The 22451-nt window shown below is 63.2% G+C and carries 21 protein-coding genes; 12 read left to right on the top strand and 9 right to left on the bottom strand.

All coding sequences use genetic code 11. The features are described from left to right. The first annotated feature begins 93 nt into the window (after positions 1-93). From PG896_RS11525 to PG896_RS11515, 3 genes are all read left to right on the top strand, one after another. Positions 94-1737, top strand: coding sequence for a hypothetical protein (locus PG896_RS11525; protein ID WP_270835736.1), 1644 nt, complete (start codon positions 94-96; stop codon positions 1735-1737). A gap of 131 nt (positions 1738-1868) precedes the next feature. After that, a complete protein-coding gene (locus tag PG896_RS11520; RefSeq protein WP_010674483.1) occupies positions 1869-2372 on the top strand; it encodes a M48 family metallopeptidase in 504 nt (167 codons plus the stop codon). A gap of 83 nt (positions 2373-2455) precedes the next feature. Further along, positions 2456-3205, top strand: a complete 750-nt coding sequence (locus PG896_RS11515) for a DUF2927 domain-containing protein (protein WP_010674482.1) — start codon at positions 2456-2458, stop codon at positions 3203-3205. Positions 3206-3421: 216 nt separating this feature from the next. Here the strand turns inward: PG896_RS11515 and PG896_RS11510 are convergent, their stop codons facing one another. Further along, positions 3422-3676 carry a DinI family protein gene (locus PG896_RS11510; RefSeq protein ID WP_010674481.1) on the bottom strand — a complete coding sequence of 85 codons (255 nt, stop codon included), beginning with the start codon at positions 3674-3676 and terminating at the stop codon, positions 3422-3424. Positions 3677-3901: 225 nt separating this feature from the next. On the opposite strand from PG896_RS11510, the gene PG896_RS11505 reads away from it, so the two are divergent. Both PG896_RS11505 and ykgO read left to right on the top strand, forming a co-directional pair. Continuing rightward, positions 3902-4171 (top strand): type B 50S ribosomal protein L31, encoded by a 270-nt coding sequence (locus PG896_RS11505; protein ID WP_010674480.1) that lies wholly within the window; start codon positions 3902-3904, stop codon positions 4169-4171. Then, entirely contained in the window at positions 4168-4293 is a 126-nt protein-coding gene (gene ykgO / locus PG896_RS11500) for a type B 50S ribosomal protein L36 (protein WP_010674479.1), read from the top strand. Before PG896_RS11505 ends, ykgO begins: the two co-directional genes overlap by 4 nt. A gap of 68 nt (positions 4294-4361) precedes the next feature. On the opposite strand, the gene araC is transcribed toward ykgO, so the two are convergent. From araC to PG896_RS11475, 5 genes are all read right to left on the bottom strand, one after another. After that, complete coding sequence (gene araC, locus PG896_RS11495; protein WP_010674478.1) at positions 4362-5273, bottom strand: arabinose operon transcriptional regulator AraC; 912 nt, start codon at positions 5271-5273, stop codon at positions 4362-4364. A 132-nt stretch (positions 5274-5405) separates the two neighbouring features. Then, on the bottom strand, positions 5406-5840 hold the full coding sequence (locus PG896_RS11490; RefSeq protein WP_270835735.1) for an ABC transporter permease subunit: 435 nt from the start codon (positions 5838-5840) through the stop codon (positions 5406-5408). Next, positions 5776-6414, bottom strand: a complete 639-nt coding sequence (locus PG896_RS11485; RefSeq protein WP_270835734.1) for an ABC transporter permease subunit — start codon at positions 6412-6414, stop codon at positions 5776-5778. The genes PG896_RS11490 and PG896_RS11485 overlap by 65 nt, the downstream gene beginning before the upstream one ends. A 48-nt stretch (positions 6415-6462) precedes the next feature. After that, on the bottom strand, positions 6463-7959 hold the full coding sequence (gene araG / locus PG896_RS11480) for an L-arabinose ABC transporter ATP-binding protein AraG (protein ID WP_201956142.1): 1497 nt from the start codon (positions 7957-7959) through the stop codon (positions 6463-6465). A 66-nt stretch (positions 7960-8025) separates the two neighbouring features. Next, positions 8026-9009 carry an arabinose ABC transporter substrate-binding protein gene (locus PG896_RS11475; protein ID WP_045524711.1) on the bottom strand — a complete coding sequence of 328 codons (984 nt, stop codon included), beginning with the start codon at positions 9007-9009 and terminating at the stop codon, positions 8026-8028. Between the two features lie 360 nt (positions 9010-9369). Here PG896_RS11475 and PG896_RS11470 point away from each other — a divergent pair, with 360 nt between their 5' ends. The 3 genes from PG896_RS11470 to araA are packed head-to-tail and all read left to right on the top strand — an operon-like array spanning position 9370 to position 13255. Further along, complete coding sequence (locus PG896_RS11470) at positions 9370-11046, top strand: ribulokinase (protein WP_103858737.1); 1677 nt, start codon at positions 9370-9372, stop codon at positions 11044-11046. Then, complete coding sequence (locus tag PG896_RS11465) at positions 11043-11741, top strand: L-ribulose-5-phosphate 4-epimerase (protein WP_045524707.1); 699 nt, start codon at positions 11043-11045, stop codon at positions 11739-11741. The genes PG896_RS11470 and PG896_RS11465 overlap by 4 nt, the downstream gene beginning before the upstream one ends. A 14-nt stretch (positions 11742-11755) precedes the next feature. Continuing rightward, the gene (gene araA / locus PG896_RS11460; RefSeq protein ID WP_010674472.1) at positions 11756-13255 is read left to right on the top strand and encodes an L-arabinose isomerase; all 1500 of its coding nucleotides are present in this window, start codon (positions 11756-11758) and stop codon (positions 13253-13255) included. 95 nt (positions 13256-13350) lie between these two features. On the opposite strand, the gene PG896_RS11455 is transcribed toward araA, so the two are convergent. Continuing rightward, positions 13351-14241 carry a LysR family transcriptional regulator gene (locus tag PG896_RS11455; RefSeq protein ID WP_010674471.1) on the bottom strand — a complete coding sequence of 297 codons (891 nt, stop codon included), beginning with the start codon at positions 14239-14241 and terminating at the stop codon, positions 13351-13353. A 115-nt stretch (positions 14242-14356) separates the two neighbouring features. Between PG896_RS11455 and PG896_RS11450 the strand changes: the two genes are divergently transcribed. The 3 genes from PG896_RS11450 to PG896_RS11440 are packed head-to-tail and all read left to right on the top strand — an operon-like array spanning position 14357 to position 17156. Further along, on the top strand, positions 14357-15508 hold the full coding sequence (locus PG896_RS11450; RefSeq protein ID WP_270835733.1) for a methionine aminotransferase: 1152 nt from the start codon (positions 14357-14359) through the stop codon (positions 15506-15508). 8 nt (positions 15509-15516) lie between these two features. Next, complete coding sequence (locus PG896_RS11445; protein ID WP_270835732.1) at positions 15517-16332, top strand: carbon-nitrogen hydrolase family protein; 816 nt, start codon at positions 15517-15519, stop codon at positions 16330-16332. A gap of 53 nt (positions 16333-16385) precedes the next feature. After that, entirely contained in the window at positions 16386-17156 is a 771-nt protein-coding gene (locus PG896_RS11440; RefSeq protein WP_139737327.1) for an ABC transporter substrate-binding protein, read from the top strand. Positions 17157-17248: 92 nt separating this feature from the next. On the opposite strand, the gene PG896_RS11435 is transcribed toward PG896_RS11440, so the two are convergent. Together PG896_RS11435 and mprF are read right to left on the bottom strand one after the other, a co-directional pair. Beyond that, positions 17249-17962 (bottom strand): AcvB/VirJ family lysyl-phosphatidylglycerol hydrolase, encoded by a 714-nt coding sequence (locus PG896_RS11435; protein WP_113070404.1) that lies wholly within the window; start codon positions 17960-17962, stop codon positions 17249-17251. A 10-nt stretch (positions 17963-17972) separates the two neighbouring features. Then, positions 17973-20528, bottom strand: a complete 2556-nt coding sequence (gene mprF / locus PG896_RS11430; protein WP_270835730.1) for a bifunctional lysylphosphatidylglycerol flippase/synthetase MprF — start codon at positions 20526-20528, stop codon at positions 17973-17975. 219 nt (positions 20529-20747) lie between these two features. Between mprF and PG896_RS11425 the strand changes: the two genes are divergently transcribed. After that, a complete protein-coding gene (locus PG896_RS11425) occupies positions 20748-21458 on the top strand; it encodes a metallophosphoesterase (RefSeq protein ID WP_270835729.1) in 711 nt (236 codons plus the stop codon). The last annotated feature ends 993 nt before the right edge of the window (positions 21459-22451 follow it).

The raw sequence follows: 22451 nt of genomic DNA, 5'->3' as shown, positions 1-22451 counted from the left end.
TTCAGGTGCCTACACTTCTTCCATTGCATCGTGCAGCCCGGCTCGGCAAGATAAGCCCGCTTTTTCAGTCTTTCCCGCAGGAACAGGTCACCCATGAATCATGCCATCCGCTTTACCCCGCACCGCCACAATCCCGGGATCAGGCCGTCGGTCATCTTGCTCACCGCCCTGATGGCTCTGCTGTTCTGTCTGCGCAATCCGCTGTTCCACGGCATGGCCCCGGGATTTGATGCCTCCCTGTTTGCGGTGATGGGCAAGATGTGGAGCGAGGGGGGCGTACTCTATCGGGACATGATCGACATCAAGGGTCCCATGATCTTCGCCCTCGATGCTCTGGGCTATGGCCTTGGTGGCTTCTTCGGGATCTGGCTGCTGGAGTGGGTGCTCTGCTGGCTGGGCCTCATGGCGAGCTGGCAGGCTTTTTCGCAGCTCGGGCTCTCGGTGCGGGCGCGACTTGGCAGCATGCTGGCCCTGCTGGCGCTCTACAGCACTCGCTACTACTACGGCAACATGACTGAGGACTGGACATTCCATCTGGCCCTCATCGCCCAGTGGGCTTTCATCACCATGCTGCTGAACAAGCGATTCAGCTGGGGACCGGCCCTGGTCGCCGCACTCACCTTCGCCATCGTGGCCTGGATGCGCACCAACAACGGCGCCTTCTGGGGTGCCTGGTATCTGGTGCTCTTCTGTCACTGGTGCCTGCGCGAGCAGTGGCGCTGCGCCTTTGCCCTGCTCTTTTCCAGCCTGCTTGGACTGGCTCTCGTCGGCGGCCCGCTCTATGCCTACTTCCAGCACCACGACGTGCTGGCAGAGTTCAAATACTACGCCTTCGGCATCTTCTTTGAAGGGAGCTACGGCAACGGTTTCTCTCCTGAGGTAGGCGCCGTCGGTCTGCTGCGCACCGGCCTCATCATGCTGCTGCCCGCCTTCCTCGTCCTGATGCTCGGGCGCCGCCAGGAGTGGTATCTCCCCGCGCTGTGCGCCACCCTGCTGGGGGTGCTGTTCACCCTGATCGCCAACTCGGTCTCCGGCCATGTGTTCGATCACTATGACGTGCTCTATCTGCAGCTTGGCCTGCTGCCGCTCGCCTGCCTGCTGGACAGAAGCGAGCAGCGATCCGATGCCCTGGGGCTACTTTGCATCTCCCTGGTGGTGCTGACCGCCAGCTGGTTGCTGGCCCAGCAGCTCGGCTATGGCTGGAGCACCAAGGAGTGGTCTCTGGAGCGGGTGCGCGAGGTGCTCGGCAACAGCCTGCTGTGGGCCTTGCCCGTGCTCATTCTGGTCCCGCTCTGGCGCGCCTGGGACGTGCGAAGCGCCACCCCCTGGCTCGCCTCGCTGGCCATGCTGGCGCTGCTGGTCAACAACGCCTGGGAAGGCAATCTCAAGGGCAGGCCGTTCAATCCCCCCGCCCAGGTCAGGGTCGATCGTATCCTGGCCGAGACGGCGCCCACCGACAAGATCTGGGTCGATGGCATCCAGCCGCAATACTACCTCTGGACCGATCGCCAGCCGGCCTCCGCCTATCTGTTCTTTGCCAACGTCAACCCGCCCTACGATGTGCGCGAGCGGGTGCTGGCTGACATCCAGCGCCAACAACCCAAATTCATCATCGCCAAACCGGAGCGGGTGGCACAGGAGCTCAAGACTCCGACCTCCCCCTCCCACCTTGCCTTCTACCAGTATCTGGCAGCCCAGTATGAAGAGGTGGACCCGGGCCTGTACCGGCGCCGCTAATCAGGCACACAGAAGGGGCCATCCTGGTGGTGGCCCCTTTTCGTTGTCGTCATAAAGAGGGGGGCCGACCATGTTCAAGGGGCCCCATCCTGACTACAATGGCGCTCTTTTTTGCGGCAGAGGGAAGAATCATGGCGGAGCTGACTTATCTGGGGGGCTATCCGGAGCCACTCAAGGCTCAGGTACAGCAGTTGATTGCGGCGGGCAAACTCGGCGAGATGCTGGCCAAGCGCTACCCGCAAACCCACCTCGTCCAGAGCGACAAGGCGCTGCTCGCCTATACCATGGAGCTGAAGAACCGCTACCTGAAAAGCTCCGCGCCGCTTTCCAAGGTGATCTTCGACGGCAAGATCAACGTGATCAAGGATGCCCTGGGACTGCACACCTATGTCAGCCGGGTGCAGGGCAGCAAGCTCAAGGCCAAGAACGAGATCCGCATCGCCGCCCTGTTCAAGGAGGCCCATCCCGCCTTTCTCAAGATGATAGTGGTGCATGAGCTGGCCCACCTGAAGGAGAAGGATCACAACAAGGCTTTCTACCAGCTCTGCCAGCACATGGAACCGGACTATCATCAACTGGAGTTCGATCTCAGGCTCTGGCTCACCTGGCGTGATATCGAGCGTACCGCCCGCTGATCCCCTTGCAAGGAGGCAAGATGCGCCCATGGCACACACCTGTCCAGCCCGTTCGCCATGGGCACTGGTTGCTCCCGGGGCTGATGCTCTGGCTCTTCTCCCTGCCGCTGTCGGCCACCGAACGCTGGCAACGTGATGACTACCTTGTCCAGAGCTTCATGGAAATCGCCATGAAACGGGAGTATGGCCATGAACAACAGGAGCACTTCTCCCGCTGGCCGGGCCCCGTGCGTCTCAAGCTCGTCAACGAATTCGGCGACAAGCCGCTACAGGCCGAGGTCGTCAAGGTACAGACCCGTCACCTGAGCAGGATCACCGGTCACCCCATCGAGATTGTCAGCGACAACCCCAATCTCACCCTCATCATGACCCGGCACAAACAGATGGCGAGCTGGGCTGCACGCACCATGCGCCAGGACGAGTCGGTGCGCATCGCCCTCAAGGAGGGGATCTGCCTGGCCAATTTCGCCACCAACGCTCGCTACGAGATCACCCGTGCCACCATCATCATTCCGGTGGATTACAGCCGGGCAAAGGGCCGTTTTCTGGATTGCGTGGTGGAAGAGCTGAGCCAGGTGATGGGGCTGCCCAACGACTCGGACAAGGTGTTCCCCTCCATCTTCAATGACAGCAGCATCGACAGCTTTCTGACCGGGCTCGATTACGTGTTGCTCAAGCTTGCCTACCACCCGGCATTGCAACCGGGCATGACGGCGGACGAGGTACGCACGGCGCTCCCCACCGCCCTCAAGGCACTGCGTGCCAATGGCGACATCGCACAGGCCACCCAACGAGTGCAAGTCGACAGCCTCAAGCGTTGGGCGGGACTCTGAGCGCAGCCAGAAACATTACTCTTTCGCCTTTCGCCTTTCGCCTTTCGCCTTTCGCCTTCATGGTCATGCGCTTACCCCATCAACGCAACACGCAGCCCATGGCTGCGTGTTTTGAAGAGCGGTTCGGCAAAGCCGGTACAGGGATCATCACCCGACTGGAGGTTCCTCCTCGCGCCCTGGTGGATCACGACGATGTTTGCCGCTGAGAGCTTATCTTCAGGCCTCCAGAGCCTCTTCTTCCGGCATCCAGCTATCGGCGTTTTCCCACACCTCCTGCACCATGGCTTCGGCCAGCTCCTTGTCTTCCTTGCTGGCGCGACTGACCGTCAGAGCCATGGCACTACCCGGTGCCACCCGCACATGCAGATCGGGAAAGCGCTCACCCAGTTGCTTGAGCAGCTCCTGGCGCAAGGCCTCCATGGTCGAGGTGGGGATCTGGTGTTTTCTGTCGATGATGATTTCCAGGCGCATAAGGTACGTCTCCATGATAGTTTACTGTATTTTTATACAGTATTTTTAAAAAGTAAAGATGGTGGCTGCACATAGGCCCTCACCGCTCACACCTTCTCGCTGACGATGTGCAGCCGAACGGCCCCGATTTTCCCCCATCGCTGTCATCATGGAAAAAACAGTTGATATTGATTCTCATCCATCGCATTATCCATCTCTTGTTATAACATAACAAAAGAGGCAATCATGCGCCCCCATATTCACCCTGAATACCGCAAGGTTCTGTTCCGCGATCTCGCCAGCAATACCTACTTTCTGATCGGCTCCACGCTGGCCACCGATCGCACCAGAGAGTGGGAAGATGGCAACACCTACCCCTATGTGACGCTGGATGTCTCCAGCGCGTCCCACCCCTTCTATACCGGCAAACAGAAGCAGGTCGGCAAGGAAGGTCAGGTCGCTCGCTTCGGCCAGCGATTCGGTCAGTTCTTCAGCAAAGGAAAAGAGAAACAATGAAAGTCCTCGCCTCCCTGAAATCCGCCAAGTCGCGTCACCCGGACTGCCAGATCGTGCGTCGGCGCGGCAAGTTGTTCGTCATCTGCAAGAGCAATCCCAGGTTCAAGGCTCGTCAGGGCTGATTGCGCATCCGCCCCTCATGGATAACAAAAGCCCTCGTCATGAGGGCTTTGTCATCTCTGGGCTCTGCTCACAGCGGGGTGGCGCACTTGCGGTACTCGGTGGGGCTGACCCCTACCCGCTTTCGGAACACCCGCGAGAAGTAGAGCTGATCGTCATAGCCCACCTGCTGGCCTATGGTGGCGACCGACAGCGGCGTGGTCTGCAGCAGCAGCTTGGCCCGCATGATGCGCTGATCCTCGCGCCAGCGCACTATGCTCACCCCCACCTGCTCGCGAAACAGGTGCGCGAGGCGCGAGGGAGACAAGAATACCTGCTCCGCCAGCGCTTCCACCGAGATCTCGGCCGAGAGGGACTCGCTCAGGATCTGGCACGCCTCGTGGACCCGGTGATCGATGGCGGGATAGGCATTCTGGGACGATGCCTCGTAGCAGCGGATGAGCAACCGCTCCAAGAGGTTCATGGCCAGTTGCTCCGACATGGGCCGCAGCTGCTTGTGGGTCTCCTCGATGTCGAGGAAGAGGGCGTCGAATTCGGTGAGCAGCTGGTTGTCCGCCAGTTGCAGTCGCCCCACCTGCTCCGTCACCTGGGGCCACTTGAGCCAGTCAGTCCAATAGGCCCGCGGCCGGAAATAGACCCAGCGGTGATACCACTCCCGGGCATCCGGCGCCCGGCCGTAATGGTGCACCGCCGCTGGTGGAAAGAGCAGCAGGTCGCCGGGTTCCACGGTGAAGGCCTTGTCCCCCTGAAAGATCTGCCCCTTGCCCTTGATGGTCAGATTGACGATGAACCCCTTCATGCCGTGGGGCCTGTCGATGGTGAAATCCAGCGCGCTCCCCTGCTCGATGGGAGTCATCCCCGAGACCAGGAAGACGTCGAAGGCGTAGCCAGGCAGCAGGGGATTGAGTTGTTTCGGCTTCTCTTTTTGCATCGAGGACATGGCGGAAAACAGGGTTTCGGTAAAAAAGTCGACATGGGCCATTGTAGAGATCCGGCGTAGGAACCCCCTATGTTCGCAAGCTGTTCGTTGTGAAATTGTTGAACTGGCTCACAGCTTGCCGGGGAAAACACCGGGCCGACGCGAGGCCGGCCCGGTGACGAGGAAACACATCGCTCAGATACGGGCTTTGCGCACCTGCTTGTAGCGGTCGAACAGCACGGCGGCGAGCAGGATGAGGCCACGCACCACGTACTGGGCAAACGGGGAGATGTTGAGCAGGTTCATGGCGTTCTCCATCAGCCCCAGGATCAGCACCCCGGCGATGATGTAGGAGATCTTGCCGATCCCCCCCTTCATGGAGACCCCACCCAGCACGCAGGCGGAGATCACCACCAGCTCGAAGCCGATGGAGGTCATGGGCTGACCCGAGGTCATGCGGGATGCGAGGATGATGCCGGCGAGCGAGGCGATGAGCCCGGTCATGGTGAAGATGATGATCTTGGTGCGCACCACGTTGACCCCGGCCAAACGTGCCGCCTCCTCGTTACCCCCCATGGCCAGGGTATTGCGCCCGAAGGTGGTCTTGTTGAGCAGCAGCCCGAACAGCACGAAGCAGACAGCCGTCAGCCGTCAGCCAGATGGGCGTCGGGATGCCGAACAGGGCGGAGTTGCCAAGCTCGAAGAAGCCCTCCTCCACGATGCCCACTGCCTTGCCGTCGGAGATGATGTAGCCCACCCCACGCGCCATCTGCATGGTGGCAAGGGTGGTGATGAGGGCGTTGATCTTGAATTTGGCCACGACGATGCCGTTGATGAGGCCAAAGACAAGGCCCACCGAGAGACCGGCCAGAATGCCGAGGGGGATGCTCTCGGTGGCGTTGATGCCCACCGCGCAGGCAACCCCGGAGCAGGCCACCACGGAGCCCACCGACATGTCGAACTCGCCGGAGGCGAGGCAGAACAGCATGCCGCAGGCCACCATGCCCGACATGGAGACGGCAAGCCCGAGCCCCCGCATGTTGATCAGGCTGGCGAAGTTGGGGACCAGCACGCAGGCGAGCAGGAACAGGATGGCGAAGATCACCAGCATGCCGTACTGATCCCAGATGCGGGTCAGTTGCAGGCAGGTACCGCTCGCCGCGGTGTCGTTGGCGGCTTGGCCGACCGAGGTCGTTGTTGTCATGGTATTTCTCCTGAAAATTCCGGGTGCTATCTCGTTGCGGTCAGCAGATCAACGGGCCGGCATGGCCAGATTGAGCGCCTTGACCTCGTTGGCCTCGTCGTGGGAAAGCTCGCCGGCGATCTCCCCCTCCCGCATGACCAGGATCCGGTCCGCGATGCCCAGCACCTCCGGCAGCTCGCTCGAGACCACCACCACGGCGATGCCCACCTTGGCCAGATCGTAAATCACGTTGTAAATCTCGTTCTTCGCCCCGACGTCGATGCCCCGGGTCGGTTCATCGAGCAGGATCACTTTCATGTCTTCCGACAGCCAGCGCCCCAGAATGGCCTTCTGCTGGTTGCCGCCGGAGAGGTTCATGATGGCCTGCTGGGGAGACGGGGTCTTGACCCGCATGTCGCGGATCCGCAGCCTCGCGTTCTCGTCCTCCCACTTCTGGTTGATCCAGAAGCCTCCCCACGCGTGGTGGCGGCGGGCGCTGATGTTGATGTTCTCCTGCACCGAATGGATGGGGATGATGCCGAGCGCCTTCCTGTCTTCGGTGCAGAGCATGATGCCGCTGCGAATGGCGTCGATGGGGCTCTGAATGACCACCTGTTTGCCAAACACCGCTATCTCGCCCCCTCGAGGTGTCTCGGCGCCGAAGATAAGCTTCATCAGCTCGCTGCGCCCGGCCCCCACCAGCCCGAAGATGCCGAGGATCTCCCCTCTCTTTACCTCGAGCGACACCGGCGCCTTGAGGCCGGGCCCCATCAGGTGCTCCACCTTGAGGCCCGCCTCGCCGAGCGGCCTTGGGCTGTAGCCATAGATGTCGGTCAGCTCGCGCCCCACCATGGTCTTCACCAGCAGATCCCGGTCCACCTCGGCCATGGAAGCGAAGGTGCGCACGAACTGGCCATCCTTGAACACCGTGATGGCATCGCACAGGGCGAAGATCTCATCCATGCGGTGGGAGACGTAGAGAATGACCTTGCCCTCGTCCCGCAACTGGCGGATGACCCGAAATAGCTGCTCAATCTCGCGGGACGACAGGCTGCTGGTCGGCTCGTCGAAGGCGATGACGCTGGCGTCCCGGGTCAGGGCCTTGGCGATCTCCACCATCTGCCACTGACCCAGGGACAGGTACTTGAGCGGCGTCTCGGGGGAGACGTCCATCCCGAGGCGCGCCAGCTGCCTGGCTGCATCCTGATAGAGCTTCTCCCGATCGATGACGCCGCGCCGGGTCGGCAACTGCCCCAGGTAGATGTTCTCCGCCACGCTCATTTCAGGGACCAGGTGCAGCTCCTGATAGATGATGGCAATCCCGCTCTCAAGGGCATCGACCGTGTTTTGGAACACTTTCTCCTGACCCGCCAGCTTCACCACCCCGCGGGTGGGCGCCTGAAAACCGCTCAGGATCTTGAGCAGGGTGGACTTGCCGGCCCCGTTCTCTCCCATCAGCGCGTGTACCGTGCCCTGCTGGCAGGCGAAGGAGACGTTCTGCAGCGCCTTGACGCCGGGAAACTCCTTGCTGATGCCGCAAAACTCCAGATATGGAACTTGATTCATGAGATGACTCCAGCCAGCCGGCACGGCGCACTCCGCCATGCCGGCATGGGTATCAAGGGATGGGGATCACAGCCCTTTCTTTTGCAGCTCGGCCTTGAAGTTGTCGCGGGTGATGAGCACCACGTCGGTCACCTCGGTGAACTTGGCAGGCTCGGCGCCGTTGACGACCCAGTCATGGAGCATCTGGATGCTCTTGTAGCCGTGTACGTCCGGGCTGGGCAGCAGGGAGCCGAGGAAGCCGGTGGCGCTGGACTTGGAGAGCTCGTTCACCGCATCCACCCCGTTGATGCCGATACCGATGACGTTCTCCGCCTTGAAGCCCTGCCCTTCGGTGGCGCGCACGCCGCCGAGCACCGTGTTGTCATTCATGCCGACGATGAGCCAGTTCTTGACCTCGGGGTGTTGCACCAGCATGGAGTTGGCGGCATCCAGCGCCCCCGGAATGTCATTGCTCTTGGTGGGCGCGCGGAAGATCTGGCCCTCGGGGAAACCGGCGGCCTTGAGCGCGCTCAAGGAGCCCTCGACCCGGCGACGGGCGGTGTCGAGCTCGTCGGCGGTGATGGCCAGCACCCCGGTCGCTTTCACGTCCCACTGGCGTTTTTGCATCTCCTTGTAGAGCTCCTGCCCCTGACGCTCGCCAATCTTGGTGGCGGCCATCATCACCAGCGGCACCTGCTCCATGGGCTGGCCCTTGGCGTTGACGAACTGGTCATCCACCGTGATGACCTTCAGATCCATGCTGTTGGCCTTGGCCATGATGGCGGCACCGAGTTTGGGATCCGGGGTACAGATGACGAAGCCCTTGGCGCCATTCGCCGCCAGACTGTCGATGGCATTGAGGGTCTTCTCCCCGTCGGGGACGGCTATCTTGATCACCTCGAAGCCCAGATCCTTGCCCGCCTTGTCGGCGAAGTTCCACTCGGTCTGGAACCAGGGCTCCTCGGGCTGCTTGACCAGGTAGCCCAGCTTCAGCGCTTCGGCCGAGAAAGCAGAATTTGCCATACCAAGGGCGAACCCCATCGCGATCATGCCTTTAACGATTTTGTTCATGCGAATGTCTCCAACGGTTCTATCAATCCATGTATCCACGCAGTGCTGCTCCTTGAGTCCATCAAGTCACAGCCATATAAAAACATGCTTAAACAGGACGTTATTGTTGTTGCTGGTTGAGCGAACCAAGTTGTAATCGTTTTCACAATTAAAAATGGAGAGCAGGATCACGCCATGAGATTGCAGCCATTTCGTCTATATAATTAGCAATTTAGTTACATATTGAATTTTAGAGAGCCGTCACCCTGTCGCACTGACAGCGTTAAAATCCATATTTCCAGCAGCCAATGGCTAACCGCCCCTCCTGCCCATCTCCTATGGTTCCCCCCAGTCACCCCTCATTGATGGTCAGGAGCACTTATGTCTGAGCACATCGTCATCGGACTCGATTTCGGCAGCGACTCGGTCAGGGCACTCGCCGTGCGCTGCCAGGACGGCGCCGAGCTGGCGACCCATGTCGTCTATTACCCGCGCTGGCAGGCAGGCCACTACTGCCAACCGGTCAACAACCAGTTCCGCCACCACCCCCTCGACTATCTGGAGTCCATGGAGCAGGCGGTGGTGGCGGTGGTGAGCCAGCTCACGCCGAGTCAGCGCACCGCCGTGCGCGGCATCGGGGTGGACAGCACCGGCTCCACCCCCGCCCCCATCGACAGAGAGGGGCGCGTGCTGGCCCTGCGTCCGGAGTTTGCCGACAACCCCAACGCCATGTTCGTGCTGTGGAAGGATCACACCGCCATCGAGGAGGCGGAGGCCATCACCGCCCTGTGCCACGGCGGCCAGTTCCCCGACTACAGCCGCTACATCGGCGGCATCTACTCCTCCGAGTGGTTCTGGGCCAAGATCCTGCACGTCTCCCGCGCCGATGCCGCCGTGCGCGCCGCCGCCTGCAACTGGGTCGAGCTGTGTGACTGGGTACCCGCCGTCCTGAGCGGCACCCAGGCCCCGGCCACCCTCAAGCGCGGGCGCTGTGCCGCCGGCCACAAGTCCCTCTGGCACCCGAGCTGGGGCGGCCTGCCCCCCGCCGACTTCCTCAATGCCCTGGATCCCCTGCTGACGGAGGATCTCGACTTCCCCCTCTTTACCGACAGCTGGACCGCCGATCTCCCGGTCGGCACCCTGACCCCGGAGTGGGCGGAGCGGCTGCACCTCTCCTGCGAGGTGGTGATTGCCGGCGGCGCCTTTGACTGCCACATGGGGGCGGTGGGAGCCGGGGCCGGCAACAATGCCCTGGTCAAGGTGATCGGCACCTCCACCTGCGACATCCTGATCGCCGACGAGGCCACCATCGGTGATCGGGCCATTGCCGGGATCTGCGGCCAGGTGGATGGCAGCGTGGTGCCGGGCATGGTGGGGCTGGAGGCGGGACAGTCCGCGTTCGGTGACATCTATGCCTGGTATCAGCGCCAGCTCGGCTGGCCCCTGGACAGCCTCGCCGCCCAGTATCCGGAGCTTCGCACCGCCATCGAGCGCCACAAGCAGGCCCTGTTACCCAGCCTTGCCGCCGCCTGGGATCAGCAGCGCGACCTGGCGCACCTGCCGGTGGTGCTCGACTGGTTCAACGGCCGGCGTACCCCCTATGCCAACCAGCGCCTGCAGGGCACCCTCACGGGGATCAACCTCGGCACCGATGCCCCCGATCTCTTCGGCGCCCTGGTGGCCTCCACCGCCTTCGGCGCCCGTAGCATCATGGAGTGCATGACCAGTCAGCAGGTGCCGGTGGAGCAGGTGATCGCCCTTGGCGGCATCGCCCGCAAGTCCACCACAGTGATGCAGACCTGCGCCGACGTGATGAACAGGCCTATCCAGGTGGTGGCCTCGGATCAGTGCTGCGCCCTGGGGGCGGCCATCTTTGCCGCCGTGGCGGCCGGGATCCATCCCGATGTGGCCAAGGCCCAGCACCACATGGCGAGCGCCGTGGAGCGCACCCACCAGCCACACCCCGAGCGGGTCGCCGAATACGAGCGCCTCTACCAGCGCTACCTCGCCTGGGGCGCCGCCGCCGAACCGCTCTACAACCGGGGGGTGCCGGCATGAACTTCAAGATCCTCAAGGAGCAGGTGCTCGCCGCCAATCTGGATCTGCCGCGCCATGGCCTGGTGACCTTCACCTGGGGCAACGTGAGCGGCATCGACCGAGAGCGCAATCTGGTGGTGATAAAGCCAAGCGGCGTCAGCTACGAGCGGATGCGGGTCGAGGACATGGTGGTGCTGGATCTGGCGGGCAAGCAGGTGGAGGGCGCCTTGCGCCCCTCCTCCGACACCGCCACCCACCTGGTGCTCTATCGCGCCTATCCGGAGCTTGGCGGCGTGGTGCACACCCACTCCACCCATGCCACCGCCTGGGCCCAGGCGGGGCGTCCCATCCCCATTTTCGGCACCACCCAGGCCGACTACTTCCACGGCGAGATCCCCTGCTCCCGCCTGCTCACCCCGGGCGAAGTGGAGGAGGATTACGAGGGGCTGACCGGTCATCTCATCGTCGAAACCCTCAAGCAGACCCCCATCCTCACCATGCCGGGGGTGCTGGTGGCCAACCACGGCCCCTTCAGCTGGGGCAAGAGCGCCGAGGATGCAGTGCACAACGCCGTGGTGCTGGAAGAGGTGGCCCGCATGGCCTGGCTCACCGGCCAGATCAACCCGGGGGCCCGCCCCCTGCCCGATTACCTGCTGGAGAAGCACTACCAGCGCAAGCATGGCAAACACGCCTATTACGGCCAGACAAAAGCCTAAAAGAGGACAAACTCATGGAATTGATGAAACAGCTGGAAGTGTGGTTCCTGGTCGGCAGCCAGCACCTGTATGGCGCCACCACATTGAAGCAGGTGGCCGATCACGCCCACACCATCGCCAGCCAGCTCAACGAGGGGGCGAACCTGCCCCTCAAGATAGTGCTCAAACCCACCGGTACCACCCTGGATGAAATCAGCGCGGTGGCCCGGGATGCCAACCACGACGAGCGCTGCGCCGGGCTCATGGTGTGGATGCACACCTTCTCCCCCGCCAAGATGTGGATCCCGGCGCTGAGCCAGTTGCAAAAGCCCCTGCTGCAATTTCACACCCAGTTCAACCGGGATCTCCCCTGGAGCGAGATCGACATGGACTTCATGAACCTGAACCAGACCGCCCACGGCGGGCGCGAGTTCGGCTTCATGGGGGCCCGCCTGCGGCTGCCGCGCACCGTGGTGGTGGGTCACTGGCAAGATGAAGAGGCCAGACAGAAGATTGGCAACTGGATGCGCATCGCCGCCGCCATCCACGACAGCCGCCACCTCAAGATCGCCCGTTTTGGCGACAACATGCGCAACGTGGCGGTCACCGAGGGCGACAAGATTGAGGCCCAGATCCAGTTCGGCTATCAGGTGAACTACCACCCGGTCGGCGATCTGGTCAAGGTGATCGATGCCGTGCCCGAGAGCGACATCGAGGCGCTGCTGGCCGAATATGAAGCGACCTACACCCTGACCGAGGCGGTGCTGGCGGGTGGGCCGCTGCGTGCCTCCTTGTACGAGGCGGCGCGCCAGGAGCTGGGGATGAAGAAGTTCCTCACCGACGGCGGCTTTGGCGCTTTCACCACCACCTTCGAAGATCTCTATGGTCTGCACCAGCTGCCGGGCCTCGCCTGCCAGCGTCTGATGGAGCAAGGCTTCGGATTTGGGGCAGAAGGGGACTGGAAGACAGCGGCCCTCTTGCGCACCCTGAAAGTGATGGGATATGGCCTTGCGGGGGGTGCCTCCTTCATGGAGGACTACACCTACCATCTGGAAGCGGGCAACAACCTGGTGCTGGGGGCCCACATGCTGGAGGTCTGCCCCTCCATCGCCGCAGGCAAACCCGTGCTGGACGCCCAGCACTTAGGCATAGGCAAGAAAGCCGATCCGGCCCGCCTGCTGTTCGCGGCCCCGGCGGGCAAGGCGGTCAACGCCAGCCTCATCGATCTCGGCAACCGCTTCCGCCTGGTGGTCAATCAGCTGGAAGTGGTGGACCTGCCAGAGGCCATGCCGAAACTCCCGGTGGCCAGCGCCCTGTGGAAACCCCTGCCGGACCTGCAGACCAGCGCCGAGGCCTGGATCCTGGCGGGCGCCGCCCACCACTCGGTGTTCACCCAGGCGGTGGACATCGAGCAGCTGCGCACCTTCGCCGACATCATGGGTATCGAGTTTGTGGTCATCGACGAGCACACCCGCATCCCCGCGCTCAAGGAGCAACTGCGCTGGAACGAGGTCTACTACAAGATCTGCCAGTGACCCTTTAATCGGCCAGCGGCCATCACCATGACTGTATGGAGATGGTATTCACCTGACAACAGCCCCGCCCGCGGGGCTGTTTCATTTCGCGTCCCTCAGGGATGACCCTCCCCCTCCAGCAGCCAGTGACAGACTCGCTGCACCCCGTGGCGCTGGCTGTCGGGCCGGGCGATCAGGGCGTATTCGTGATCCGTCTCCAGCACGGGGGCAAAGGGAGCGACCAGGGCGCCGCTCTCCAGCTCCTCGGCCACTATGGTGGGATCCCCGAGAGAGAGGCCAAACCCCTGCAAGGCGGCATTCATCGCCAAGTCCAGGGTATCGAACAGCTGCCCCCCCTGGGGCTGCCAGGGGATGTCGAGGAAGGCGGCGAACCAGTTGCGCCAGTCCCGCCTATCGGCGCTGGCATGGATGAGAGGCAGCAGGGGCAGCTCGTTCAGGTCGCGCTCGAACAGACGATGCTTGGCAGCAAACGCCGGGGCGCAGACCGGGGTCAGCCGTTCCCGAAACAGGGGCTGGCTGTGGGGATAGCGCCCCAGGCAGGGCTGGTAGACGATGGCGAGATCGAAGGGCTCCCGGGAGAAGTCGATGCCATGGCTATGGCTGCCACGCACCTCCACCGCCTCCCCCTCGAACGCCTGCAACCGCCGCAGCAGCCAGCGGCTGGCGCAGGAGGGCACCTTGATGCTGATCGCCTGTTCGTGGGGCAGGGTCTGCAAGGCGCTGAGCCCCTCCCCCATGCGGGCCAGCCCTTCACGAACGAAAGGCAGCAGCCGCTCGGCGGCGGGGGTCAAGGTGAGACAACGGGTGCCGCGCACGAACAGCAGGTGGCCCAGGCGCGCCTCCAGCTGGGCGATCTGCTTGCTCACCGCCCCCTGGCTCACGCACAGCTCGTCGGCAGCCAGGGTAAAACTCAGGTGGCGGGCAGAACACTCGAAGACCTGCAGACCATAGAGAGGCAACTGAGTACGCGGCTGGGTGGACAACATGACAAGCCTCCATGCTTGAGAAAAACTCATGCATACCATGCCGAATAATCCGTTGTCCGGCAAGCCTTGGGGGGGCTAAAAAGGGACCTCTTTCACACACGCAGGTGACGGCCCCATGTCCATCCCCCAGGTTTCCAGCAAACTGCCCCAGGTGGGCACCACCATCTTCACCGTGATCGGGGATCTGGCCGCCCGCCACCCCAGCATCAACCTCTCCCAGGGGGCGCCGAGCTTCCCCTGCGATCCCGAGCTCATCCGGGTGACCCACGAGGCCATGCTGGCCGGTGAAAACCAGTACGCCCCCATGACGGGGCTGCCTGCCCTGCGCGAACAACTGGCGGCCAAGATTGCAGCCAGCTACGGCCATCACTATGACGCGGGCGAGGAAATCACCATCACCGCCAGCGCCAGCGAAGCCCTGTTCTGCGCCATCACCGCCCTGGTTCACCCCGGCGACGAGGTGATCATGTTCGAGCCGGCGTTTGACAGCTACCGCCCCATGATCCAGTTGCAGGGAGCCACCCCTGTGGTGATCGCCCTCAAGGCGCCGGATTTCGCCATTCCCTGGGACGAGGTGGCCGCCCGCATCACCCCCCGCACCCGCATGATAGTGCTCAACACCCCCCACAACCCCACCGGCACCGTCTGGCAGGCAGGGGATCAGGAGCGCCTCGCCCGCCTGGTGCGCGGCACCGACATCCTGATCCTCTCGGACGAGGTGTACGAGCACGTGGTGTTCGACGGCGCCCTGCACCAGAGCGTCATCCGCTATCCGGAGCTGGTGGAGCGCTCCGTCGCCGTCTTCTCCTTCGGCAAGACCTTCCACGTCACCGGCTGGCGGGTGGGCTACTGCGTGGCTCCCCGTCCCCTGATGGAGGAGATCCGCAAGGTGCACCAGTTCGCCATGTTCGCCGCCGACACCCCCATGCAGTACGGCTTCGCCCACCTGTTGCAGCAACCGGCCCACTATCAGGGGCTGGCAGCCTTCTACCAGCGCAAGCGTGACCTGCTCGCCTCGGCCCTGGCAGATTCGCGCCTGACCCTGCTCCCCTCGGCGGGCAGCTTCTTCATGCTGGCGAGCTACGAGCGGGTAAGCGACGAGCCGGACAGCCTCTTCGTGCAGCGGCTCATCCGCGATCACGGGGTCGCCACCATTCCGGTCTCCGCCTTCTATCACGACGGCACGGATCAGCGGGTCATCCGCCTCTCCTTCTCCAAGGATGACGACACCCTGCTGGCGGGCGCCGAGCGCCTGTGCACCGTCTAGGGGGCACCATGAATTCACTGCGCGTTGCCGTCCTCCAGATGGTCTCTGGGGATGACCTTGACCACAACCTGGCCCAGGCCGAGGCGCTGCTGCGTCAGGCCGCGGCCGAGGGGGCCGAGCTGGCCCTGCTGCCCGAATATTTCTACCTGATGCCGGTCGATGAGCGGGCGCGGGTGGCCCTGGCCGCCCCCGTTGACGATCACCCCCTGCTTGCCTGGGTACAGGGGCTGGCCCGGGAGCTCGGCGTCTGGATCCTGGCCGGCACATTGCCGCTTGCCAGCCACGAGCCCGGCAAGATGCACAACAGCAGCCTGCTCATCGACCCCCAAGGGCAGCTCGCAAGCCGCTACGACAAGCTGCACCTGTTTGGCTTTTGCACCGGGCAGGAGCAGTATGACGAGGCCGCGACCATGACCCCGGGCCGGGAGGTGGTGAGCCATCCCCTGCCCTGGGGCGTGCTGCGCCTCGGGATCTGCTACGACCTGCGCTTCCCGGAGCTGTTTCGCCTGGGGCCCGCCCCCGATTTCATCGCCCTGCCCGCGGCCTTCACCCACACCACCGGGCTCGCGCACTGGGCGCTGCTGCTGCGGGCCCGGGCGGTGGAAAACCTGGCCTTCGTGTTTGCCAGTGCCCAGGGGGGGCACCACCCCGGTGGGCGGCGCACCTTCGGCCACAGCATGATCATCGATCCCTGGGGCCGGATACTGGCCCAGGTAGAGGAGGGTCAGGGCATGGCCATCGCCACCCTGGATCTGGCAGCACAGCGCACGGTGCGCAGCCAGTTGCCGGCCCTCACCCATCGCAAGATAGCCGTCGGCCCTTGAGGCCGGCACCCTTTAGCACGCTAGGAATGACACCACACTTCAAGGGACTGACCATGAAACTCAACACACTGATGATGCTGATGGCCCTGGCCACCGCCGGCCAGGCCGCCGCCAAACCCCTGGTGATCGCCACCGATGCCACCTATCCCCCCTTCGAAATGGTCGACAGCAGCGGCAAGCTCGGCGGCTTCGAGGTCGATCTCGCCTATGCCCTGTGCGCGGCCATGAAGACCGAGTGCGAGGTGATCAACCAGCCCTGGGATGCCCTGCTGCCCGGCCTGCAGGTGCGCAAGTACGACGCCATCATGTCCTCCATGAACATCACGGACGAGCGGCGCCAGAAAGTGGACTTCAGCCAGGTCTACTACATGATGCAGAACCGCTTCGTGGGGCGCAGCGACAAGGCCGCCGACTTTGCAGACGATCCGGCCCACTTCAAGGGCAAGGTGATCGCGGTGCAGGAGGGCACCCCCCAGGACAACTTCATCACCGCCCGCTACGGTGAGGTGGCCAAGATCAAGCGCTACGTCAATGCCCAGTCCCCCATGCTGGATCTGCAGTCCGGCCGCGCCGACTACACCTTCGGCAACATGGTGCAGTTGAAGGTGGGCTTCCTCGACAAGGAGATGGGCAAGCAGTTCGCCTTCGTCGGTCCCCAGTTCAACGGCACCCAGGACAAGATCCTGGGAGAAGGGGTGGCGGTGGCCCTTCGCAAGCACGATGACAAGCTCAAGGCCCGCTTCGATGCCGCCATCGAGAGCGTCAAGGCAGACGGCACCTTCAACACCCTGCTCAAGAAGTACCAGCTCGAAGATCTGCTCTGATCCCGGCATGCCGGCCCCCTGGACAGTTGCAAGGGGCCACGGCAACAGGGCGGCCATTGGCCGCCCTGTGTCGTTTTCCCGGCCTCTCGCCGTTATTGGGCCAGGCCCAGGTGCCCGGCAATCTCCTGATACAGGGTCTGGTAGTTGTCGTCGAAGTGGTGGGAGCCCGGCAGGGTCACCGTCGTCACGTTCGGCTGCTGCAAGCGCGGACAGAGTTTGACCGGGGAGTCGTCCTCCGCTCCCTGCACGCAGAGCAGCGGCAGAGTCTGGATCCGTGTCACCTCCGGCAGGGTGGGATAGCGGCCCCCCTTGTCGTGCACCACCATGTCGCTGACATGGATCTCGAAATCCGACGCCGTCGAGGGGGAGAGCATCACGGCCCCCGCCAGGCTGTCGCGATAGGCTGGCGGCAGACGATTGATGACGAAGGGCACTATCTCGGCACCAAAGGAGAAACCCACCAGCAACCAGCGCTGGCGCCCCCAACGGGACTGGTACTCGGTGAGGATGCGCACCAGATCCGCCGTCGCCTGCTCCGGCGTCTTCTTCTTCCAGTAATAGGAGAGCGAGCTCCAACCCACCACCGGCATGCCGTGGGCCTGCAACTGGGCGCTGAGCCCCTTGTCCAGCGCCGCCCAGCCGCCATCCCCGCTCATGAAGACCACCATGGGGGCAGACGAGGCTTGCGCCACCGGCAACTCCACCAGCCCCAGATCCGCGCCGACCCGCCCCGGCTGGGCGGCCACTGCCGGCAAGGTGAACGAAGAGACGAAACAGCAAATCAACAGCAACAACATGGCTCTCATGGGCCAACTCCTATTTCTTCATGAGCCCGAAGGGGCCGCGACTGATGAGGGAGACGAGATGGGTCAAGGTGCGGGGCAGCACCAGATGACCGGTACAGAGCAGGTAGCGGGGCTCCCACCTTGGGCCGAACTTCTCCTTGTAACGCCGCAATCCCTGGAAGTTGTAGAAACGGCTGCCCCAGGTGAACAGGGTGTTGCCGAGGCGGGCCCAGTAACCGCCGAGGGGGTTGTCGTTGAAGCCCGACATGGGTGCCATCCCCAGGTTGAAGCTGGCATACCCCTCCTGCTTGCCCCACAGCAGGAGCTCGACAAACAGGAAATCCATGACAGGCGCCGCCCCCGTGTCCAGGCTGTAGCGCATCAGATCGATGGAGAGGCTCTCCTTGTTGTCGCTGGTCCAGAGGTTGGCAAACCCGACGATCTGCCCCTCACGCCGCACCAGCGCCATCGGGTTGAGGGTGAGGTAGGCGGGATCGAAACTGCCCACGGAGAAGCCCTTCTCCCTGCCCTGCTTGCTGTGCAGCCAGCTGTCGGAGATCCCCTTCAACTCGGGCAGCAGGGGGGCAATCTCACCGGGGACCACCACCTCGAAGCGCAGCCCTTCCCGCTTGCCCTTGGCGTGGCTCTGGCGCAGGTTGCGCAGGCGACTGCCGGCGAGATCGAAGCTCGGCAGATCCACGATGGCCTCCTCCCCCAGCTTGAAGGGGATGAGCCCGAGATCCAGATAGACAGGGAGATAGCGGGCCGACACCTGGTAGAAGACCGGGCTGACGTCGTGCTCGTCACAGCGCTCGCGAAACTGCCAGAGCAGCTCCTCCACGAGGGAGGGCTGACCGACGGGATCCCCCATCACTATCCAGCTGCTGCCCTCGGCCCCGTACATGAGGAAGGCCTCGCCGCTGGGGTGGAACAGCAGGGACTTGTCCCCGAGCTGGGCCAGGTAGCCGTGGCCTCCCCCTGCCCGCATCACCAGCCCATGGGCACGGGAGAGCGCCTCGGCATCCGGCTTGCCGGCGGCCAGGCGCAAGGGGGCCAGCAGATGGGCCACCCCGACCACCGCCAGCACGCCGATGACGCTCCCCATGGCGCGCAGGGCGCGGGAGGCGGCCCCGGGTCCGTGGGCCGAGACGTGCAGCCAGAGGGAAGGGTCGTACTCCACATGGCGGTAGGAGAAGAGCAGCAACCACAAGGCCCCCAGCAGCACGGCTCCCACCGACATCAGCCAGGAAGGGGTGAACCGGGCGTGAAGCAGGGAACCCTTGCGATAAAAGAGAGGGCGGCAGGGGGTGATGATGAGCAAGAAGCCCCCGAGCAGCAGGGCCGACTCCCAGTCAAACCCCTTGAACAGGGAGAACAGCATGCCAAGCCCCAGCAGCCACTGGGTGATCCTGAATGCTCCGTCATGACGGCGGTAGAGGCTGTGGGCCAGCAACAGCAGCAACACGCCGCTGACGCTGCCGAGCACATGGGAGAGCTCCAGCAGGTGCAGGGGCAACACCTGCAGGAAGGCTTCGATGCGCCCCTTCATGGTGGGGATCATCCCGGAGCAGAGCAGCAGGGTGCCCGCCGCGAAGGTGCCCATGCTCACCAGGGCGGGCACAAACTCCCGGGTCGCCATCATCACTCCTTGCAACCGGTGCAGGCGGGCCCGCTGTTGCAGCAGCTCCTGACCTGCGAACAGCAGCAGGGCACAGAGGAAGGGCAGGAAGTAGTAGGCGCAGCGGTAGATAAGCAGGGAGGCGAGCAGCTTGTCCACCGGCAGATAGTGGGTGAGCAGCAGGCTCATGCTCGCCTCGAAGACCCCGATGCCCCCCGGCACATGGGCCAGCACCCCGAGCAGGCTGGAGAGCACGAAGGCACTGAGCAGCACCGGATAGGGCACGCTGCCCGATGGCAGCAGCACATAGAGCACGGCGGCGGCGGCCATCCAGTCGAGCAGGGCGATGAGCAGTTGCAGCAGGCGGTATCTGATGCGCGGCAGCAACAGCGGGTGCCCGCGCCAGACCAGGGCTGTCCCCGGCCACACCAGATATGCCAGCACCGTCAGCAGGGCCAGGCCCCCCGCCAGTTGCAACAACACGGTCGCCCAGCGGGGCCAGTCCACCAGCAGGGCCGCCCCCTGCCCCAGCAGCAGGGCACTGCCTCCCCAGCCCAGCAGACCGAGGAAGAAGGTGATGGAGCAAAAGAGGATCACCCTGGCCACCTCCCCGGTGCCAAGCCCCAGGGAGGAGTAGAGCCGGTAGCGTACCGAGGAGCCGGTGAGCAGCGCAAAGCCCAGGGTGTTGGAGAAGGTGTAGGCGATGAAGGAGGTCATCCCCACCTGCTGCCAGGGCAGTCGCTTGTCCAGCACCTTCAGGGCCAGCAGATCGTAGCAGCAGAGGCAGCCATAGCTGAGCAGGGTGAGCAGCAGGGCGCCCCCCAACTGCGGCAAGGGTTGTGACCAGATGGCCTGGCGGATGTCGTGCCAGTGCCACAGGTGGGTCAAATGATAGAGGACGGTCAAGGCCGCCCCCAGCAGCAGCAGGCTGCACAGGGGGCCTATCCAGATCAACAGCTGACGCCGCATTCAAGATTCCTGTCAAAAAGCGTGGAGAAAGAGAGGCTCCGAAAGCGGGCGGACAAGGCGCCCTCCCGGAGTGACTCCCCCAGAGGCGGCGCGTGACGCCGCACGTTCACGGGGGCAATCCCATGATTTACCAGGCCCTGCCCGCTCGCCACTTTTCTTCTGTAACCTTATGTACAGGCAGACAAAACATCCCCGTCCGGGATAGAGGCAGGAGACGCCATGACCCCCTCCCCCCTGATAAGACGCTTCCCCCAAAACGCCCAGGGGCGCGATCTGGCCGTCGGCGACATCCACGGCCACTTCGCCCTGTTGCAGCATGCCCTCGACACCCTGGATTTTGATCCCGCCCGGGACCGTCTCTTCAGCGTCGGGGATCTGGCGGATCGCGGGCCCGAGTACAGCGAGGTGATCCACTGGTTGGCCAGGCCCTGGTTTCACCCGGTCTGCGGCAATCACGACGACTACGTCTGCCGTTACGAGAGCTGCGATCGGGAGAACTGGATCCGAAACGGCGGCGGCTGGTTTCAGCAGCTGACCCCTGCCGAGCAGGCGGCGTTCGCCGTCCACTACCGCAGCCTGCCCCTGGCCATCGAGGTGCAGACCAACCAGGGACCCGTCGGGCTGCTTCACGCCGATTGCCCCTTCTCCTCCTGGCAGGGGCTGCTGGACCAACTCGATGCCGGAGTGAGCGGCGGACGACTTCGGGCCATCAAGAACGTCTGCCTCTGGTCAAGGCGCCGTATAGAACGGCTGGACGAGGACGGGGTCGCGGATCTCGCCGCCCTGGTGGTGGGCCACACTCCGGTGAGGGTGCCGGTGCGCCTTGGCAACGTCCACTTCATCGACACCGGCGGCTGGTATCCCGAGGAGGGCGGCTACTTCACCCAGCTGGACCTCAATACCCTGACCCCTCACTTTCCCCTGCCCTGAGCCGGACCGATGGGATGACCAGGCTCACGGACAACGCCCACTGCCCATTAAAGCGCCAGGCGAACGCCCCGGACTTCGCTCTGCCAGCGCGATGGTTTACCATGCAGGCAATTACGGTGCATGGCACCCCCACCCAGGCGCCAGTCGCCGCCGTCATCGGATACTCCTTTCGAGCAACATGAGCACATCAGCGCACCCGGCCAGCGGGCCCACGTTCTATTTCCACGTTTTGCAATACCTCTTTTTTAATGCTTTGATTTGCATGGGCTTATGGCTTTAATGCCGGTGAGCTTGGTACACAATTGGGACATGGTGAAATTTGAGGGCATTGCTACAGATAGCAACGCTGTTCGTGTGAGTAACTGAAGGGTCAGGACTTCATCCGCTTTGGCCGCAAAAAAACCAGTAAAGCCAGTCCGCTGTTTCATATGTGAAACACAACATGCAGAAGTTCGTGACCATAAACAGCAGAAGTTCAATTTGTAGTTATATTTCAATGCATTGCAGTAGAATTCAAACAAAACCAAACGAGTCCTCAATGCTCATCTCTGTAGAAAGCACCAATCAACAGCCCATAGACCAACCGCATTCGGCCATCCCGGCCCAGCAATAGACCGAACAATATCTCGCCGCTTGCCAAATCGTCACCATGCCAGAAGCACCAGAGGGCTGCCTCTACTACATCCAGCCAGCTGGCATGGCCCAGCTGATTGCGTGACTTGCGCCGCCAGCGCCCGCTGTTCCATCACGCTTACCGTGAGTCCATCCAGCTTGGCTGACGACTGCCCCCTCTCCCCGCAGTAACTTGTCTAGCAGTAACGCCAACAGGCGAAATACATCCTGATCTTCAAAGCGGGCAGCCTCCCCCAGCAAATCGGCTGCACCGGTCATCAGTTGCTCACGCCCCAAATAGATGGGTTCTTCGCGGGATCTTGGGGAAGTGGAAGTTGACAGACAGGGTGCTGGTAAACTGGCTGTCTCCAAACACACCAC

The sequence above is a fragment of the Aeromonas sp. QDB30 genome (genome assembly GCF_027707645.1).
Classification (GTDB): Bacteria; Pseudomonadota; Gammaproteobacteria; order Enterobacterales; family Aeromonadaceae; genus Aeromonas; species Aeromonas caviae.
This window is presented reverse-complemented; position numbering and strand designations above follow the sequence as displayed.